The 17,370-nt window shown below is 64.7% G+C and carries 16 protein-coding genes; 10 read left to right on the top strand and 6 right to left on the bottom strand.

Annotated elements, in window-relative coordinates:
• Positions 1-101: 101 nt before the first annotated feature.
• A complete protein-coding gene (locus ACFOEV_RS13075; protein WP_386774614.1) occupies positions 102-872 on the bottom strand; it encodes an SDR family oxidoreductase in 771 nt (256 codons plus the stop codon).
• A gap of 257 nt (positions 873-1,129) precedes the next feature.
• Between ACFOEV_RS13075 and ada the strand changes: the two genes are divergently transcribed.
• A complete protein-coding gene (gene ada, locus ACFOEV_RS13080; RefSeq protein WP_386774616.1) occupies positions 1,130-2,203 on the top strand; it encodes a bifunctional DNA-binding transcriptional regulator/O6-methylguanine-DNA methyltransferase Ada in 1,074 nt (357 codons plus the stop codon).
• 108 nt (positions 2,204-2,311) lie between these two features.
• On the opposite strand, the gene ACFOEV_RS13085 is transcribed toward ada, so the two are convergent.
• Positions 2,312-2,464: a hypothetical protein gene (locus tag ACFOEV_RS13085; protein ID WP_386774618.1), complete on the bottom strand. Its 153-nt coding sequence runs from the start codon at positions 2,462-2,464 to the stop codon at positions 2,312-2,314.
• A gap of 334 nt (positions 2,465-2,798) precedes the next feature.
• On the opposite strand from ACFOEV_RS13085, the gene ACFOEV_RS13090 reads away from it, so the two are divergent.
• Positions 2,799-3,314 carry a hypothetical protein gene (locus ACFOEV_RS13090; protein ID WP_386774620.1) on the top strand — a complete coding sequence of 172 codons (516 nt, stop codon included), beginning with the start codon at positions 2,799-2,801 and terminating at the stop codon, positions 3,312-3,314.
• A gap of 50 nt (positions 3,315-3,364) precedes the next feature.
• On the opposite strand, the gene ACFOEV_RS13095 is transcribed toward ACFOEV_RS13090, so the two are convergent.
• Positions 3,365-3,910, bottom strand: a complete 546-nt coding sequence (locus ACFOEV_RS13095; RefSeq protein ID WP_386774622.1) for an Lrp/AsnC family transcriptional regulator — start codon at positions 3,908-3,910, stop codon at positions 3,365-3,367.
• A gap of 67 nt (positions 3,911-3,977) precedes the next feature.
• On the opposite strand from ACFOEV_RS13095, the gene ACFOEV_RS13100 reads away from it, so the two are divergent.
• Positions 3,978-5,135: an MFS transporter gene (locus tag ACFOEV_RS13100; RefSeq protein ID WP_386774624.1), complete on the top strand. Its 1,158-nt coding sequence runs from the start codon at positions 3,978-3,980 to the stop codon at positions 5,133-5,135.
• A 160-nt stretch (positions 5,136-5,295) separates the two neighbouring features.
• Entirely contained in the window at positions 5,296-5,901 is a 606-nt protein-coding gene (locus tag ACFOEV_RS13105) for a rhomboid family intramembrane serine protease (protein WP_386774626.1), read from the top strand.
• A gap of 96 nt (positions 5,902-5,997) precedes the next feature.
• On the opposite strand, the gene ACFOEV_RS13110 is transcribed toward ACFOEV_RS13105, so the two are convergent.
• Positions 5,998-6,543 carry a cytochrome P460 family protein gene (locus ACFOEV_RS13110; RefSeq protein ID WP_386774628.1) on the bottom strand — a complete coding sequence of 182 codons (546 nt, stop codon included), beginning with the start codon at positions 6,541-6,543 and terminating at the stop codon, positions 5,998-6,000.
• A 165-nt stretch (positions 6,544-6,708) separates the two neighbouring features.
• Here ACFOEV_RS13110 and ACFOEV_RS13115 point away from each other — a divergent pair, with 165 nt between their 5' ends.
• Positions 6,709-11,040, top strand: coding sequence for a DEAD/DEAH box helicase (locus ACFOEV_RS13115; protein ID WP_386774630.1), 4,332 nt, complete (start codon positions 6,709-6,711; stop codon positions 11,038-11,040).
• 249 nt (positions 11,041-11,289) lie between these two features.
• On the opposite strand, the gene ACFOEV_RS13120 is transcribed toward ACFOEV_RS13115, so the two are convergent.
• Positions 11,290-11,826 (bottom strand): hypothetical protein, encoded by a 537-nt coding sequence (locus ACFOEV_RS13120; protein ID WP_386774632.1) that lies wholly within the window; start codon positions 11,824-11,826, stop codon positions 11,290-11,292.
• Between the two features lie 201 nt (positions 11,827-12,027).
• On the opposite strand from ACFOEV_RS13120, the gene fusA reads away from it, so the two are divergent.
• The 3 genes from fusA (at position 12,028) to ACFOEV_RS13135 (ending at position 14,955) form a co-directional block, all read left to right on the top strand.
• Positions 12,028-14,076 carry an elongation factor G gene (gene fusA, locus ACFOEV_RS13125; RefSeq protein WP_386774634.1) on the top strand — a complete coding sequence of 683 codons (2,049 nt, stop codon included), beginning with the start codon at positions 12,028-12,030 and terminating at the stop codon, positions 14,074-14,076.
• A gap of 43 nt (positions 14,077-14,119) precedes the next feature.
• Positions 14,120-14,341, top strand: coding sequence for a hypothetical protein (locus tag ACFOEV_RS13130; protein ID WP_386774636.1), 222 nt, complete (start codon positions 14,120-14,122; stop codon positions 14,339-14,341).
• An 89-nt stretch (positions 14,342-14,430) separates the two neighbouring features.
• Positions 14,431-14,955 (top strand): GNAT family N-acetyltransferase, encoded by a 525-nt coding sequence (locus ACFOEV_RS13135; RefSeq protein ID WP_386774638.1) that lies wholly within the window; start codon positions 14,431-14,433, stop codon positions 14,953-14,955.
• On the opposite strand, the gene ACFOEV_RS13140 is transcribed toward ACFOEV_RS13135, so the two are convergent.
• The gene (locus tag ACFOEV_RS13140; protein WP_386774640.1) at positions 14,942-15,103 is read right to left on the bottom strand and encodes a hypothetical protein; all 162 of its coding nucleotides are present in this window, start codon (positions 15,101-15,103) and stop codon (positions 14,942-14,944) included. The genes ACFOEV_RS13135 and ACFOEV_RS13140 overlap by 14 nt on opposite strands.
• 220 nt (positions 15,104-15,323) lie before the next feature.
• On the opposite strand from ACFOEV_RS13140, the gene ACFOEV_RS13145 reads away from it, so the two are divergent.
• Entirely contained in the window at positions 15,324-16,331 is a 1,008-nt protein-coding gene (locus ACFOEV_RS13145) for a zinc-dependent alcohol dehydrogenase family protein (RefSeq protein WP_386774642.1), read from the top strand.
• Positions 16,332-16,636: 305 nt separating this feature from the next.
• On the top strand, positions 16,637-17,110 hold the full coding sequence (locus tag ACFOEV_RS13150; RefSeq protein ID WP_386774644.1) for a group I truncated hemoglobin: 474 nt from the start codon (positions 16,637-16,639) through the stop codon (positions 17,108-17,110).
• Positions 17,111-17,370: the final 260 nt, after the last annotated feature.

A 17,370-nucleotide genomic window follows, 5' to 3' on the forward strand; every position in this document is an offset into this window, starting at 1 on the left:
CTTGATTCGGACAAGGCAATGTCCTGAATGGTGCCGATGCCCGTCGCCGAAGGCCGAGGCCCCCGGAAAGAGGGCCCGGCCACAGCGGGTGCAGAAAGCGATCAGGTGCGGCTGATCGATACGCCTCCGTCGACCAGCAGGGCTGTCCCGGTAATGAAACGGGAAGCATCGGACGCGAGATGCAGCGCTGTCCTCGCGATTTCACCAGGGGCCGCCATGCGTTTCAAGGCGTGCAGATTCTCGACGAACGCCTGCACCTCTGGACCAGCATCGGGAGCATTGGCGATATTCGAGGGAGTGTCGGTGCCGCCGGGTAGCAGCGCATTGGCACGAATGCCATTGGCACCGAATTCTGCCGCCAGCGACTGCACGAGGCCGATGATACCCGCTTTGCTCGCAGCATAGGCCGCCATGCCCGGCATGCCGACCGAATGGCCGACGAAGCTCGAGGTGAATATCAGGCTCCCCTGGCCTCGCTCCAGCATGGCTGGCACCTGGTACTTGGCTCCCAGAAACGCGCTGGTCAGATTGGTGTCGAGCGTCTCGCACCAGTCGCTCAGTGCCATATCGGACACCGGCCCCATCACGCCTGCCGTCCCGGCGTTGTTGAAGGCGATATCGAGTCCGCCGAAACGCTCGAGCGCCGTGTCGACCAGTGCCTTGGCCAAGCTTTCGTCGCGAACATCGCCGGCCACGAGTACGGCTTCACCCCCCGACTGCTCAATGTCGGCGACAAGTGCCTCGAGTGCGGATTGACGCCGCCCGCTGACGACGACCGTAGCGCCTTCTTCAGCGAACAGCTTGGCGCTGGCATAGCCGATTCCTGAGCTTGCGCCCGTGACGATGGCCACCTTTCCGGTAAGTGTCTTCATCTTGGATCTCCTCCGATGGTTTGTGCATCCCGAGTCGCGATCGCGACTCTGACACCGACCATGCCGGCCCGGCCTGCCACGTTCACTCCGCTTCTTGCTGCCGAATCTCTGTGTTCAGCGATGCTACGCTCTGCCTATGTGGCACATGCCTGTCGCGGCGATTCGAGAGCAAGAGACGGAGTGCCGGATAAGAACAACGACGCCATGCTGGTCAATCATGACAACCGTTGCGCCCGAAGTCGGGAAGGGAACCCATCATGACCGAGAAGCCCCCGAACCAGGCACACCCATTCATCTCCGACGATGACAAGTGGGGAGCAGTCCAGCGCCGTGATGTCGCTGCGGATGGCGTTTTTGTCTATGCGGTGCGCTCCACCGGGATCTATTGTCGACCTTCCTGCGCCGCACGGCGGCCGCGGCGGGAGAATGTGGAGTTTCATGTCAGCGTCGAAGCGGCCGAGCACGCCGGTTTCCGGCCGTGCAAACGCTGTCGGCCGCAGGAAACCCCGTTTGCAGAGCGCCATGCACTAGCCGTGGCCCAGGCATGCCGTTTGATCGAAAGCGCTGAAGATTCCCTGGCGCTCGACGACCTGGCGAAAGCGGCAGGCATGAGCCGCTTCCATTTTCACCGAGTGTTCAAAGCGAGTACTGGTGTGACGCCGCGGGCTTATGCCGCGGCATGTCGCGCCGACCGAGTGCGGGAGGAGCTCCTGCGTAGCGAGACGGTGACAGAGGCCATCTACGAGTCAGGCTTCAACTCCAACGGACGCTTCTATGCCGCCTCTTCCCGTATTCTCGGCATGACTCCGACGACATTCCGAGCGAGGGGCAGCGGAGCGGAAATCCGCTTTGCCTTGGGGGAGTGTTCGCTGGGCACGATTCTGGTGGCCGCCAGTGACAAGGGGATTTGCGCTATCTTGTTGGGCGACGATCCGGATGAATTGCTGCGCGACTTCCAGGATCGCTTCGCGAACGCCACGCTGGTGGCTGGTGACGCGGATTTCGATCGCTGGGTGGCCCATGTCGTGGGATTCGTCGAGGCACCGCAACTCGGTCTCGACCTCCCGCTGGATGTCCGGGGGACCGCCTTTCAGCAGCGTGTCTGGCACGCCCTGACCGAGATACCGGTTGGCTCAACCGTCAGCTATGCGGAGGTGGCGGAGCGAATCGGCTCGCCGAAGGCGGTACGTGCCGTTGCGCGTGCCTGCGGAGCCAACGCGCTCGCCGTCGCCATTCCCTGTCATCGTGTGGTGCGCGCCGATGGTGCTCTCTCCGGTTATCGCTGGGGTATCGAGCGCAAACGTGTCTTACTCGACAGGGAAGCCACTTAGTATCGCTGCCTGACGCTGTCGCGCGGCTCACTGGACACTCTCGAGCGCCCCAGCCATTCGTCGTGACCTGGCGCTCGAGCATTAGCGCTGTCGTGTGTCGCCATCACCTCAATCGCGGCGGCGCGGGCGGTGGGGTTCCTGCTCGTCGCTGCGGACTTTGTGACGGATGAGATGCTGCCTGCTTTCCATGACGGCGTAGGCGGCGATGGCGAGGAGGCCTGCCGTTGTGAGTCCGATGGCAAAGACGTCGATGGCTCCCATGGGCTTATCCTCCTGACGAGTGGAATTGGGACACCCGAGTGTGGCTGGCACTGCCAGCCATGATCGATGTGCCCGACCTTGAGACAGTACTGGTGCGATTAGGTGCCATGGGTTGTCGCTCTATCTGGGAGGCGGCGAAATATACCGTTAAGTAAGGAGGCGCGGCCCGCTCTGCCGACGCGTTGATCTCCCTCGTACTCGATGGGTGAAATGTCTGGTTCATTGGAATTGAAACGCCAAAATTTGACGGCCATCAAGGGTGGTTCGACGGAAGTTCCCCTACCTTCATGGGATGGAGTCAGGATCGGCTCCCAACCCACAGGAGACCGTTGTTATGCCACATGATCAGACTGACGTCGCGAAACTGGTTCTTCTGCCGGAGGAACTGCTGGTCTTGGCCAATGCTCACGAAAGGCAGGAAATGAATCACTATCGCCGCCTAGCCTTTGGCTTCCTGCCCTTCGATCTGGGAATGAGCAAGCTAATGGCCGCATTAGGCATCGAATGCGAGCGACGTCTCGACGAGCAACGGCAAGCCTCACAACGCTTGGCATTACCGGACACGCTCACTGCGCACGAAACCCGCCATGCCAAGCAGTACTTCTTTGTCGTCAACCGTGACATGGCCATGGAAACGCTGACGCAGGCAATCGCGGTCGCCGACTACTCGCTACGATTCTCCGAGCATCTGCTGGACGCCAATGCCACCCCTGAACTGGATCCGATGCTGACGGCCTTCGTCAAGCAGAAGCGCGCCGAATGCCGCATCCTGCAAGACAGTCTGGACGCTTGTGTCGATAGGGGGCCCAAGCATGTGATGGCCGGCTATGGCCGTCAATCCGCCGGATAACCGGCTTGCCTCCATCGGGCAATAGGGTTTTACCCAAGCGGAAGAGGGCGTCATTGCCCGGGATGGGCCATCGAGCGATCGTTTTCCAGAGCGTCAGTGATGTCCGCCTGTGGCGTGCGCTCGAGATAGGTCGAGAGGACGACATAGCTGCGTGTCGCCTTTACACATGGCATGGCATAGAGCCGGGCGAGTAACCCTTCGAGCGCCCGGCTGCTCTTGCAGCGCACCTTGAGCAGCATGCAGGTATCCCCGGCGACCGAGTGGATCTCTTCCAGTTCCGGGAGTTCGGTGAGAGCCATCAGCTCGTGGGTCTTGCCCCATCCCGTGGTGTCGACATGCACGAAGGCAAGAAATGGTTTGCCTGTCGATGGACCGTCCAATACCGCCACGGTGCCGCGCACTCGCCCGGAAGCACGGAGTCGCTTCACACGTTCGTGGACCGCGGGGGCCGACAATCCGACAAGACGCCCCAATTCGGCGTAGCTGAGACTGGCGTCTACCGCGAGTTCGCCTAATATCCTTCGGTCGAAGGCATCGAGTGGACGCGTGTCGGCGGCGTGACTCCGAACCTCTTCTGTTTTTGCGTCGTTCGGCATTTTTTCAATTGCTCCGAAGTAGATTCGACAATTTAATCATAATTCCGAATCTAATTTGGAGCGAGTCATGTTCACCCGCAATGTCCTGCTGCTGACCGGATCGATTGCCGTCATCGGTGCCAATTCCCTGGTGCTGAGCCCGATCGCGTCGTCGGTCGCTCGGTCGTTTGAAGGTGTCGACGCTGCCGACGTCATGACCGCGGCAGCCAGCTACGGGCTCGCGACGGCAGTCAGCGCCTTGACGCTGGCCTCCACGGTGGACCGGATCGGCGCCGAGCGTGCGCTGGTACGCGCGCTGCTCGTTTTCGTCGTGGCGCTGGCGAGCGCGGCGCTATCCCCTTCGCTGTTGATGCTTTGCCTGTCACAGGGGCTGGCCGGCCTGGCGGCGGGAACCGCGCTGCCCGCGATATACGTGCTGACGGCCCAGGTCGCCGAGAAAGGCCGTGAGAGCGAGACGCTGGGGTTCGTACTGACGGGATGGACGCTGAGCCTCGTCGCGGGCGTCAGTCTTTCGGCCGTGCTGGCCGACATTCTGCACTGGCGTGCGGTATTCTCCGTGCTGGCCGTGGGCGCGTCTGGGCTGGCGCTTGGCGTTGGCAGGAGCAAGAACTGGGGGACTGCCGCGCGCGGCACCAGGCCGACGTCGCCACTGACGGCACTGCGGGTGCCCGGCATCACCGCAGCCTTGTTGAATGTCGCCGCCTACATGACGGCCTTCTACGGGCTCTATACCTATCTCGGACCGCACCTCGGCGGGACATTGCGGCTGCCGACCGCCTTCGCCGGCCTGGCGACCTTCGCCTATGGCATGGGCTTTGGCCTGGCCGCCGCCCTGGGGCGGTTGATCGACCGTTACGGGACGCTGATGGCGGCGACCGCCGCCTTCGCGAGCCTGGCGCTCGCCTACCTCGGCCTGGCGGCTACCGCGGGTTTCCCGGTTGCCTTGCTGGCGCTCTGTGTGGTGTGGGGGTTGGCCAACCACGTGGGGCTCAACCTGCTTGTCCGCCGGCTCACGGAACTCGACCCTCTGCAACGCGGTGCGATCATGGGGCTGTATAGCGCCATCACCTATCTCTGCGTTTTCGCTGGGGCGTTACTCTATCGCCCGATCTTCGAGCATTTCGGCTTCGCTGCCTGTGCACTCGTCTCGGCCGCCTGCATCGCGCCGGCCCTGGGATGGGCACTCGGCATTCAGCGATTTCGGGCCGACCCCGGGCGGAGTTGATCTCGCTTCATGGCCTGTCGTATACCCCGCCGAGGTGTCGCTGGCGGTTACCGCATACGGGGCATGCCGGTAGGCAAGAAGATGCTATTGCCTATGCCGGGTCGGGAAGTGTATGTACGGGGTGCAAGACAGCCGCCATTCGCCTCTGGGAGCCGCTCCGATGAGCATCACCCTCGGAATCATCGCAATCACCGTTGTCATCTCCCTGCTGGCCTGGCAGCAACCGCGGCTGCTCGATGCCCTGATCTACTGGCCGCCCGGGGTGGGCCGTGGCCAGTGGTGGCGACTGCTCAGCCATGGCTTCATCCATGCCGATGGCGCTCATCTGCTGTTCAACATGGTCACCCTGTACTTCTTCGGGTCGGTGATGGAGCAGGTACTGACCCCGCCCATCGGAACCATCGGCTTCGTGCTCTTCTACCTGGCCGGCATCGTGATCGCGATACTGCCCAGCCACTTTCGCCACCGGCGGGATACTTGCTATCGCAGCCTGGGGGCTTCCGGCGCGGTTTCCGCCATGCTTTTCGCCTATATCCTGCTGCAGCCATGGGCGATGCTGCTGGTGTTCGTCGTGCCGGTGCCGGCCATCGTCTTCGCGGCGGTGTATGTGGCGTACTCGATCTGGGCGGCACGGCGCGGGCAAAGCAATATCAATCACGCTGCCCACCTGTGGGGCGGGGCCTGGGGGATTGCCTTCATGGTCTGGCTCGAGCCGCGGCTGGTGCAGCGTTTCCTGTCGGAGTTGCTGGCGCCGCTGACCCAGTGATCCCTTGGCTACCCGCTGGCGCCGGACCGGCTCGCGAGCAGCGCAACGGTGTGCTGCCCCTTGCCGTCACCGGGAGTGGCGGCATGCGCGGCCGGGCTACTCGCTCTTGATGCGCGTGACGAACGGCCAGGTCGTAAAGGTGAAATCCTGATCCGCGACCTGCTGATGGCACTCGAAGCAGGAATCCATGCTTTGGTCGGCCTGTCGTGTTCCGTCGGGTTGGAACCAGGCGTACTCCCATTCACCATTACGCTTCTCTTCCGGATATTCGGCCCCCCAGCCTTGTTGCTTTTCCTGCACGAAAACGTTGGTTATCTCATCCGTGGGGATGAAACGCCCATTTGTGTCCCGCACCGGCTTGCCGTCATCCGCCAGTTCCGCCTCGTGATCTTCCATGACCACGACGGTTCCGTGCGGCAGGGGCTCGTTCGGTTGCGCCGCCGCCAAGGCGTCGGTGTTGATGTACATGAAGCGTATGATGGGGGGATCACGCTCCGGCTTGTCCACCGTCGTATAGCGGACGAAAGTCCCGGCGTAGTTCTCCGGGAACGCCACCTTCTCCGGACCGGCCAGTGCGACGACTGCCGCCAGCGACGTAGCGGCAACCGCGAGGCTCCGACATAACGCCCGTTGTCGCGCCATGATGTGCTCCTCCGAGTGGGTGAATAGGCAGAGTTCGCGCTGCCCCGCGGATGCTCCGATATGATTTAAGGTGTAGGTTTGGCGGTTTATGCTGTCAATCGACCCTTTTTCGCAAGCGCTGTGTCAGGAGATATGCCCTAAGGCGTCTGAAAACAGGGGGCCACCATGCCGCTCAACGCCTTTCATCCCGCCGTAATGGCCTGGTTCCAGCATGATATCGGTGTGCCTGCCGAGGTTCAGGCCCGTGCCTGGCCGGCGATCGGCGACGGCGGCCACGTGCTGATCGCCGCCCCCACCGGTTCCGGCAAGACCCTGGCGGCCTTCCTGGCGGCCATCGATGGCCTGGTGCGTCGCGCCCTGGAAGAGGCGTTGCCCGACGAGACGGCGGTGCTCTATGTATCGCCGCTGCGGGCGCTGTCCAACGATATCCAGCGCAACCTGCAGGCTCCGTTGGTGGGCATCGGTGCGGAGTTGGCGGAACGTGGCCTGCCCGAGCCGGAGATCCGTGCCTGGGTGCGCACCGGCGACACCTCGTCCTCGGACCGCGAGCGCATGCGCAAGCGGCCGCCGCATATCGTGGTGACCACGCCGGAATCGCTCTACATCCTGCTCACGTCGGCGTCGGGCCGGCGCATGCTGCGTAGCGTGCGCTCGGTGATCGTCGACGAGATCCATGCCGTCGCCGGCACCAAGCGCGGCTCCCACCTGGCGTTGTCGCTGGAGCGTCTGGCCGCCCTGAGCGACGAACCGCCGCAGCGCATCGGGCTTTCCGCCACCCAGAAGCCGGTGGAAGACGTCGCCGCCTTCCTCACCGGCGGTACCGACTGCACGGTGATCGACACCGGTCACATGCGCGAGCGCGACCTGGCCATCGAGGTGCCCGGCTCGCCCTTGAGCGCGGTGATGGCCAACGAGGTCTGGGAAGAGATCTACGATCGCCTGGCGGTGCTGGTGGAGGAGCACCGCACCACGCTGATCTTCGCCAACACGCGGCGGGTCTGCGAGCGAGCGGCGCGCCACTTGGCCGACCGCCTGGGCGAGGAAGCGGTGACCTCGCATCATGGCAGCCTGGCCCGCGAGCATCGCCTGGAGGCGGAGCAGCGTCTCAAGCGCGGGGAATTGCGCGCCTTGGTGGCCACCGCCTCGCTGGAGCTGGGCATCGATATCGGCGAGGTCGACCTGGTTTGCCAGCTCGGATCACCGCGTTCGATGGCCGCCTTCCTGCAGCGGGTGGGGCGTTCCGGCCACGGTGTCGGCCGGCTGCCCAAGGGCCGCCTGTTCCCGCTGACCCGCGACGACCTGCTGGAGTGCACGGCGTTGATGGGGGCCGTAAAAGAAGGCGAGCTGGATCGTCTGCATATCCCCCAGGGCCCACTGGATGTGCTGGCCCAGCAGGTGGTGGCCGAGGTCGCCGGCGCGGAGGAGTGCGACGAAGACACGCTGTTCCAGCGCCTGACGGCAGCGTGGCCTTATCGCGCCCTGCCTCGGGAGAGCTTCGACGCGGTATTGCAGATGCTCGCCGACGGCTACACCACGCGGCGTGGACGGCGTGGTGCCTACCTGCACCGCGATCGGGTCAACGGTCGCCTGCGGCCGCGGCGAGCCGCGCGACTGGTGGCGCTGACCAACGGTGGTGCCATCCCCGATCAATTCGACTATGACGTGATGCTGCAGCCGGAGGAACTCCGGGTCGGGACGGTCAACGAGGATTTCGCCTTCGAGAGCATGCCCGGCGACGTCTTCCAGCTCGGCAACCAGGGCTACCGGATTCTCAAGGTGGCGACCGGGCGGGTGTTCGTCGAGGACGCCAAGGGCGCGCCACCCAGCATCCCCTTCTGGTTCGGCGAGGCGCCGGCGCGCACCGAGGAGTTGTCCCAGGCGGTGTCGCGTCTGCGGGCCGGCATCGACCGGCAACTGGCACAAGGAGAAGAGCCGGCGGCGCGGGCGTGGCTGGAAACGGCCTATGGGCTTTCCGTCGCGGCGGCCGAACAACTCGCGTCCTATCTCGCCCGGGCGCGGGCGGCGCTGGGCGTGGTACCCAGCCAGGCGCACCTGGTGCTCGAGCGTTTCTTCGACGAGGCCGGCGATATGCACCTGGTGCTGCACGCGCCGTTTGGCTCGCGGCTCAATCGTGCCTGGGGCCTGGCCCTGCGCAAGCGCTTCTGCCGCAAGTTCAACTTCGAGCTGCAGGCGGCCGCGCTGGAGGACAGCATCGTGCTGTCGCTGGGCTCCACCCACAGCTTTCCGCTCGACGAGGTATGGCACTACCTGAATCGCAAGACGGTGCGCGAGGTGCTGATCCAGGCGCTGCTCGATGCGCCGATGTTCGGCATGCGCTGGCGCTGGAATGCCTCGATCGGCCTGGCGGTGCCGCGCACCCGCAACGGTCGCCGGCGTCCGCCCCAGTTGCAGCGACAGGATGCCGAAGACCTGTTGTCGGTGGTGTTCCCCGACCAGTTGGCCTGTGCCGAGAACCTGGCCGGGGCGCGCGAGATCCCCGATCACCCGCTGGTCGCCCAGACCCTGCACGACTGCCTGACGGAAGCCATGGACGTGGCCGGGCTGGAACGCCTGCTCGAACGGCTGGAGCAGAGGGACATCGCGGTGAGCGGCCGCGATCTCGCCGTGCCGTCGCCGCTGGCGGAGGAGGTGGTCAATGCGCGGCCCTATGCCTTTCTCGACGACGGTGCCCAGGAGGAGCGGCGCACCCTCAGCGTGCGCACCGGCGGCGATGCGCTGGACGTGGCGGATGTGGCGGCGTCGTCACGTTACGACCCCGAGGTCATTCGCCGCGTGCGTGACGAGGCCTGGCCGCAACCGCGCGATGCCGACGAACTCCACGACGCCTTGGTGCTGAGCGGGTTCCTCACCGCTGCCGAGGGAGCGCAGTGGCGGCACTGGTTCGAGGGGTTGGTCGTGGCGTGGCGCGCGACGGCTGTTGTCGTTCCGGAAGGCGAACAGCTGTGGGTTGCCGCGGAACGGCTGGCCGAGCTGCGTGAAATCCAGCCACGCGCAACGCTCGACCCGACCGTCGAAGCGGTGGGGCCGGCACCCGCCAACACCGACGAGGCGCTGATCGAGGTACTGCGCTCGCGGCTGGAAGCGCTCGGCCCGACGACTGCCACGGCGCTTGCCGCCCCGTTGGGTATTCCGCTCGAACGGACCATGGCGGCATTGGCGCGGCTGGAGGCCGAAGGATTCGTGCTCCAGGGGAATTTTGCGGCGACCACCAGCGAGGTCGAGTGGTGCGAACGCCGCCTACTGGCGCGGATGCACCGCTACGCCGTCGACCGTCGGCGCGCGGAGATCGAACCCGTCAGCGTCCAGCACTACCTGCGCTTCCTGTTCGACTGGCATGGCCTGACGGACCGGCCAGAGGGGGTGGAAGCCCTGGCCGCGGCGGTGGAGCGCCTGGAAGGCTTCCCGGTCGCGGCGGGCGCCTGGGAGCAGGATGTGCTGCCGTCGCGTGTCGCGGCCTATGCAACCTATCTGCTGGACCAGTTGCTCGCCAGTGGCCGTTTCGTGTGGCTGCGCCTGGTGGCGCCGCGCGTGGCGGCGGATGACGAGCGCCAGCGGCCGGGACCGCTGCGCAACACGCCGATCGCGCTGGTGACCCGGGAGGCCTTGGGCGACTGGCGGGCGGCGACACCGGGTCCGGATCCCGAAGCGCTGCCGCTGTCCGCTGGCGCCCGTCGGGTGCTCGAGGCGCTGCAGGCCAGCGGGGCGATGTTCTTTGCCGACCTGCTGGCGCCCACGCGGATGCTACGTACCCAGGTGGAGGAAGCGTTGGGCGAGCTGGCCGCCTGGGGGCTGGTGACCTCGGACACCTTCAACGGGCTGCGCGCCTTGATCGCCCCCGCCCACAAGCGCCCGCCGATCGGTGCGGGTGGTCGGCGCCGCCGTCGCCAGGCGCCGGGGGTGGACGCCGCGGGACGCTGGTCCTGGCTGCCGGCGTCGGAGCGCGAAGAAACTACGGAGCGACGGCGGATCACCACCGACATCGACAGCCTGGAGCATATCGCCTGGGTCTTGCTGCACCGTTATGGCGTAGTGTTCCGACGCGTGCTGGAGCGCGAGCCGGCGTTGCCGCCCTGGCGCGAACTGCTGTATGTCTATCGTCGTCTGGAGGCGCGTGGCGAGATCCGCGGCGGACGCTTCGTGCAGCAGTTCTCGGGCGAGCAGTTCGCGTTGCCGGAGGCGGTGGGCGCGCTCAAGGCCATGCGCAAGCGCGACCCGGACGAGACCCGGGTGGTGGTGTCGGCCGCCGACCCGCTCAACCTGCTGGGAGTTCTGACCCCGGGTTCACGCCTGCCGGCGGTAGCGGGCAATCGTCTGCTCTATCGCGATGGTGTGCCGGAGGCCGTGCTGCAGAATGGCGACGTCCACGCGCTGGAGCCGCTGTCCGCCGCGACCCTGTGGCAGGTGACGGAACAGTTGCGGCGCGGTCCCGGCTACCGTCCACTGTCCCCGGAAAGCCGGACATCTCACACGGCGTGATGTGGGAACGATGCGCGAGGCGTGGCGTCCTATTCAAACAGAGCATCATATGTGGTTGCTCCTCGCCTCGGATGAAGAAATACGGCGTGCATGCTTGATGTGAGAATGAGTGGTACGGTTCTCCCCCGATCAAGCCTGCCCACCGGGGAGAAGTGCCCCATGAACGTTCTCGTCAGGCCTGTTCTTGCTCTCCTGCTGGGTCTGTTGGTCTGGACATCTCCCTTGTCCGCTCATGAGCGCGAACTGCCATTACGCGACGCCGAGTCCGGTCAGGTGCTGGCACCAATCGTGCTCCCTGCCGGTGACCGGGTAGTGTCGGTACCCGGAGTGCAAATCAGTGTCGTGGGAGGCGGCTTCGAGCGGCGCCATGGGGTCATCATCTTTCGCGGGCACCCTGGCGTGCGGCATGGGCATGGTATTGGACATGATACGGTGCGCTTCGGTACGACTCCGGGCATGAGTCACCGTCTGCACCGTGATGGGAAGACTCACCGTGTCTGGAGCACCAGTTCCCGTCACAGTGACGTACAGCGGATGGGTGTCACTCCCCATGGATTCGATCGTGAGCGGCATCGGTCGCCACGTTTCGGTGTCGACCACTTCGGTACGCGAGGGTGGGACGACGCTGACGGCATACATTCCCGAGGGACTGTCGTCATCTGGCCTCAAGAGAGGCATTCCATCGGTGGCGCGCGCATCGAGCACAGGGTATGGCCTGGACATCCGTCCAAGTGGCGGCCACATGAGAAGGATCATGGTATGCACCCGCACCACTTCGATGGCCATCGTCGTGCGCCTCTGCTCCAGCCTGGCAGCGGTCACGACCGAAGAGGCTTCATCCGGTAGCCGGTGGACCTGAATCGCGGCCCCTGTGATCTCGAAGGCAATAAATCTGTCGCCAAGTGCACCGCTAACTTTCCCCGCGCCTGCTACCCTTTTCTAGGAAACCAGTTCTTGATGGCACGCCAACAGCATCGGGGAAAAACCATGTCCGCACGATCCCCTGAGCGTATCCGCAATATTGCGCTGACCGGCTCGGCCGGCGCAGGCAAGACGACTCTGGCCGAGGCCTTGTTGGCGACGGCCGGTGTCGTGAATGGTGCCGGCAGTGTGGAGAAGGGCTCCACGATCAGCGACACCGCCCCTCAGGAGAAGGCACTACAGCATTCCATCACCGCCTCGGTGATGGGGGTCGAGTGGGGGGAGGCGTGGATCGATCTCATCGACACGCCCGGCTTTGCCGATTTTCAGGGCGCCGCCCTGTCGATCCTGCCCGCCGTGGAGACGGTGGCGGTGGTGGTCAATGCCCGCAGTGGTATCGATGCCGCCACCCGGCGGATGATGCAGTGGGCCGAGGCACGAGGGCTGTGTCGGCTGATCGTCGTCAACCAGATCGATGCCGCGCCTGCCGGGCTAGCCGCGCTGCTGGACGAGATCCGCACCACCTTCGGCCCGCAATGCCTGCCGCTCAACCTGCCGGCGGCAGGTGCGCAGCGAGTCTCGGACTGCTTCTTCGCCCCCGACGGCGAAGCGGATTTTTCCTCCGTCGCCGAAACTCACGAGATGCTGGTCGACCAGGTGGTGGAGCTGGACGAGGAACTGATGGCGTTGTATCTGGAACAGGGCGAGGAGCTCGATCCGGAGCAGTTGCACGAGCCTTTTGAGGCGGCATTGCGCAACGGGCACTTGGTGCCCGTTTGTTTTACCTCGGCCACCACCGGCGCCGGCGTACGCGAGTTGCTGGAGATCTTCTCGCGGCTGATGCCCAACCCGCTGGAGGGCAACCCGCCGCCCTTTCTGCGCCAGGACGCCGAGGGCACCCGCGAATACCAGGCTCGTCCGGATCCCGATGCCCACGTGCTGGCGCATGTGGTCAAGATCGAGCACGATCCCTTCCTCGGCAAGATGGCGGTGTTCCGCGTCCACCAGGGCACCGTCACCCGCGATACCCGGCTATTTGCGGGCGATGCCCGCAAGCCGTTTCGGGTGGGTAACCTGTTTCGCCTCCAGGGGCGACAGCACTTGGACGTGGCGCGTTGCGGCCCCGGCGAGATCTGCGCCCTGGCCAAGGTGGACGAGGTGACCTTCGATACCGTGCTGCACGATTCCCATGACGAGGACCATATCCACCTGCGTCCCGTGGAGTTGCCCGCCCCGGTGTTCGGCTTGGCGATCCAGGCGACGCGCCACGGCGACGAGCAGAAGCTCTGGGAAGCACTGGCGAAGATGGTCGAGGAGGACCCGGGGTTACGGGTGGAACAGGATCCCGCCACCCAGGAGACGGTGCTGCGCGGACTAGGCGAGCTGCACCTGCGCATGGCCCTGGAGCGTTTGAATGAGCGCTTCCGCGTGGAGGTCGAGACCAGCCCGCCTTCCATTGCCTATCGGGAGACCATCACCGGAGCTGCCGAGGGGCACTGCCGCCACAAGAAACAGACCGGCGGGGCCGGCCAATTCGGCGAGGTGTTCCTGCGCGTGGAACCTCTGCCGCGCGGCGCCGGGTTCGAGTTCGTGGATACGATCCGCGGCGGCGTCATTCCAGGCTCGTTGCTGCCGGCGGTGGAAAAGGGCGTCCGCCAGGCCATGGCGAGCGGGGCGATCGCCGGCTATCCGTTGCAGGACGTCCGGGTCACCGTCCACGATGGCAAGACCCATCCGGTGGATTCCAAGGAAATCGCCTTCATCATCGCCGGTCGCAAGGCCTTCCTGGATGCCGTGCACAAGGCCGGACCCATCGTGCTGGAGCCCATGGCGGAGCTGGTGGTCGAGGCTCCGGGCACGGCGATGGGGGATATCACGGCCGATCTCTCGGCGAGCCGTGGGCGTATCCAGGATACCCGCTCCATGAGCGATCAGGTCAGCATCCAGGCGGTAGTGCCGCTGGCCGAAGTGGCGGACTACCCCAACCGTCTCAATGCCATGACCGGCGGTTCCGGCACCTACACGCTGCAGTTCAGCCACTACGAACCATCGCCCGACAACGTCCAGCGGCGATTGATGCAGGAGTATCGGCCACAGAAGGAAGAGGAGGCATGATCAGGTAGCGACCCTCCCTCATCCCTGCTCGTCGGAGGACACCATGACCCAGACCGTAACTGCCAGCTATGGCAACATCCTCAAGGCCACCAATGCGTTCGACGAATTGGTATCCGAAGGGATTGACCGGGAAAAGCTGTTCCTGGACAAGGAGACCAACCAACTCAAGGTGATCGTTCCGGAGGATATCCAGCATCAAGTGGAGACGATCCTCCAGCGCCATGAGCCGGAGAAGGTGTGGGCCCTGCCGTATCAGGACCAGTAGCCGGTGCCGGTGGTCGCCTTTGTTAATACGCCGTAAGCAAGTGCGGCCGAGCCGGTTGGCGGGGCAAGAAGAGACGGTACCGCAACCGTATGGAAAGCAAAGGCTATCGTATCGAGCCGGCGCAGGTGGCACACCTGCCGACATTGCAGGCCATCGAACGTGCAGCGGCAGAGCTGTTCCCGGCTTGGGTGATTCCCCAGGCACTGCGCGAGAGTGTATTGCCCATGAAGATGCTTGCCGCTGCCCAGCGCGAGGGGCGGCTATGGGTGGCACTGGCGCCGGATAGGGCGCCGGTCGGATTCGTCATCGCCCGCGAGTGGGGCGACGTCGCCTTTCTGAGTGAACTCGACGTACATCCCGACCACCAATGCCGGGGGCTGGGACGGGCGCTGGTGAAACGAGCGGCGGAATGGGCCGCCGCCAGGGGCTTTCCGGCACTCACACTGACCACCTTCGCCAATCTGCCGTGGAATGCCCCTTTCTATGAACGGTTGGGATTCCAGCGGCTGACACGAAGCGAACTCAGCGTGGACCTGGCACGCTTGCTGCGAGAGGAAGCACGCCGCGGCCTACGCGAGCGTGTCGCCATGCGTCTGACGCTTACCGCCGATTGAGGCGATCCCGATGGGCGGTGCGTTCCTGCTCGTCGATGCGCACTTGCTGGCGGATCGGGCGCCGCTTGCCTTCAGCGCCGGCATGGATGGCGATGACCAGGATAGCTGCAGCGGCCAGGCCAACGGTGAGAGTCTCGATGGTTCCCATTGGGCTTCTCCTGCTGACGTGTGGGGTTGCGACACCCGGGACAGCTTGACACCCCGCACATGCGTCGATGCGTCCTGCCTTGGACTGCATCGAGGCGATCAGGCGCCCCGCTGTCATGTCTTAAGCGTAGAACATCTCCGCTTTCCGGTGTCCTGCCATTCGCTAGGGGATGCTGGCAAGGCAGTGTGATGACATGGAAACGATGAAGAGGAGGGCTCCGATGAAGGTCGTAACGCTACGCAGTCCCGGTGGATTGGATCGTCTCGAGATCGCCGACCGGCCAGAACCCGGTGAACCGGGAGCAGGCGAGATTCGTGTGCGCGTCCATGCCAGCTCGCTCAACTTCCACGATTACGGCGTCGTCTCGGGAAGCAAGCCGACCGGAGACGGCCGCATCCCGATGTCCGACGGGGCCGGCGTGGTCGAGGCCGTGGGCCCGGGTGTCGAGGAGTTCGCGGTGGGCGATGCGGTCGTTTCCACCTTCTTCCCGACCTGGCTGGACGGCCCGGCGCGGATAGGCGACTTCATCACCGTGCCCGGCGATGGCGTCGATGGCTATGCCTGCGAGCAGGTGGTACGCCCAGCGACCTGGTTCACGCATGCGCCGAAAGGATACCGTCATGTCGAGGCGGCGACATTGACCACGGCGGGGCTCACTGCCTGGCGCGCCTTGGTGGTCGATGGTGGTCTCAAGGCCGGCGACACGGTGCTGACGTTGGGTACCGGCGGTGTGTCGATCTTCGCCCTGCAGTTCGCCAAGCTGATGGGCGCGCGGGTATTGGCCACGTCCTCGTCCGACGACAAGATCGAACGACTCGAGAAGCTAGGTGCCGATCATACACTCAACTACAAGCGCGAGCCGGAGTGGGGAACGCGCGTGCAGGAGCTCACCGGCGGGCGCGGCGTCGATCATGTCGTCGAGGTCGGTGGTTCTGGCACGTTGCCGCAGTCCATCAAGGCCGTGCGCATCGGCGGGCATATCTCGCTGATCGGTGTGCTGAGCGGTCGCGCCGGCGAGGTACCCACCGCCAAGCTGATGACCAAGCAGGTTCGTCTCCAGGGGCTGATCGTGGGCAGCCGCCAGCACCAGGTCGAGATGATCCGTGCCCTCGAGGCTGGCAACGTGCGCCCGGTGATCGACCGAAGCTTCGCGCTGGAGGAAATCGCCGACGCCTTCCGCCATGAAGAGGCAGGACGCCACTTCGGCAAGATCTGCCTGGAAATCTAAAGCCCCATGTATTGCCAACTGCGTATTGCCAGGTCAGTTCAATCGCCGTGGGCATCGCTATTTTTCGCCCAATGTCTCGATGATCCAGGTCCTGACGGTACAGCGGCGGGACTCACCAGCGGTTTTCTGGGATGAGCCAGATAGAGGTGCCGTCGAACGGGCAGGTGGTCGGGAACCCTTTCGCCTTCACCTGCGTCCCTGCCCATACCCGGCACGCGACGTGCCGGCCAACCTAGACCATGAAACGGCGCTATCGCCGGCGGCCCGGCAAGGGAGACCGTCGAAGTGGGCGCAAGGGGGAGATCATGAAAGGCAACCGCAAGATGTTGCAGTGGCTTATCGTGCCGTTCACCGTCATCGCCCTGGGTATGCCGGCCCTGGCATTCGCGCAGGACGACGAGGAGGCGTCGCTTTATCAGCGCCTCGGCGGACTGATGTCCATCAGCGTGGTGGTCAGCGATTTCCTGGATGCGCTGATCCCCGACCCGCAGCTGAACGAGAACCCAGCCATCGACGAGGCGCGCCAACGAGTCCCGGCGGCCTATCTCAAGTACCATGTGACGGCCTTCGTCTGTGAGGCCACGGGCGGGCCTTGTCAATACCACGGTCGTGGAATGCAGGAATCCCACGCCCACCTGAACATCACCGCGGAGGAGTGGGATCGCATGGTCGAGATCTTCGTCGGGGTACTCGACGAGCACGATGTTCCAGAGCGTGAGTCCCAGGAGCTACTGGAACTGCTGGGCACCACCCGTGACGATATCGTGACTGAGTCCTGAGGTGAGGCGCGGGTGAGACGAGGACGAGCCGCTGGTGTGCCTGGTCGTTGGCCAGCGGCTCGCCCAGGACGTTACCGACTATCCACGTCAGAGCAAGCGGCTGTATCGAAATAGCGGCGAGTGGAACGTCGTGGATCATGACGATATCGAATCTCTTGAACGCTAAGGCTTTTCATTCGCCGGTCCAGGTAAGAAGGATGCGGTGACGCGGCGCTCAATTCTCCGTGGGAACCGGCAGAACGAAGCTGTCGATGTATGTC

Origin of the sequence: Litchfieldella rifensis (genome assembly GCF_042646605.1) — a bacterium.
Classification (GTDB): domain Bacteria; phylum Pseudomonadota; class Gammaproteobacteria; order Pseudomonadales; family Halomonadaceae; genus Litchfieldella; species Litchfieldella rifensis.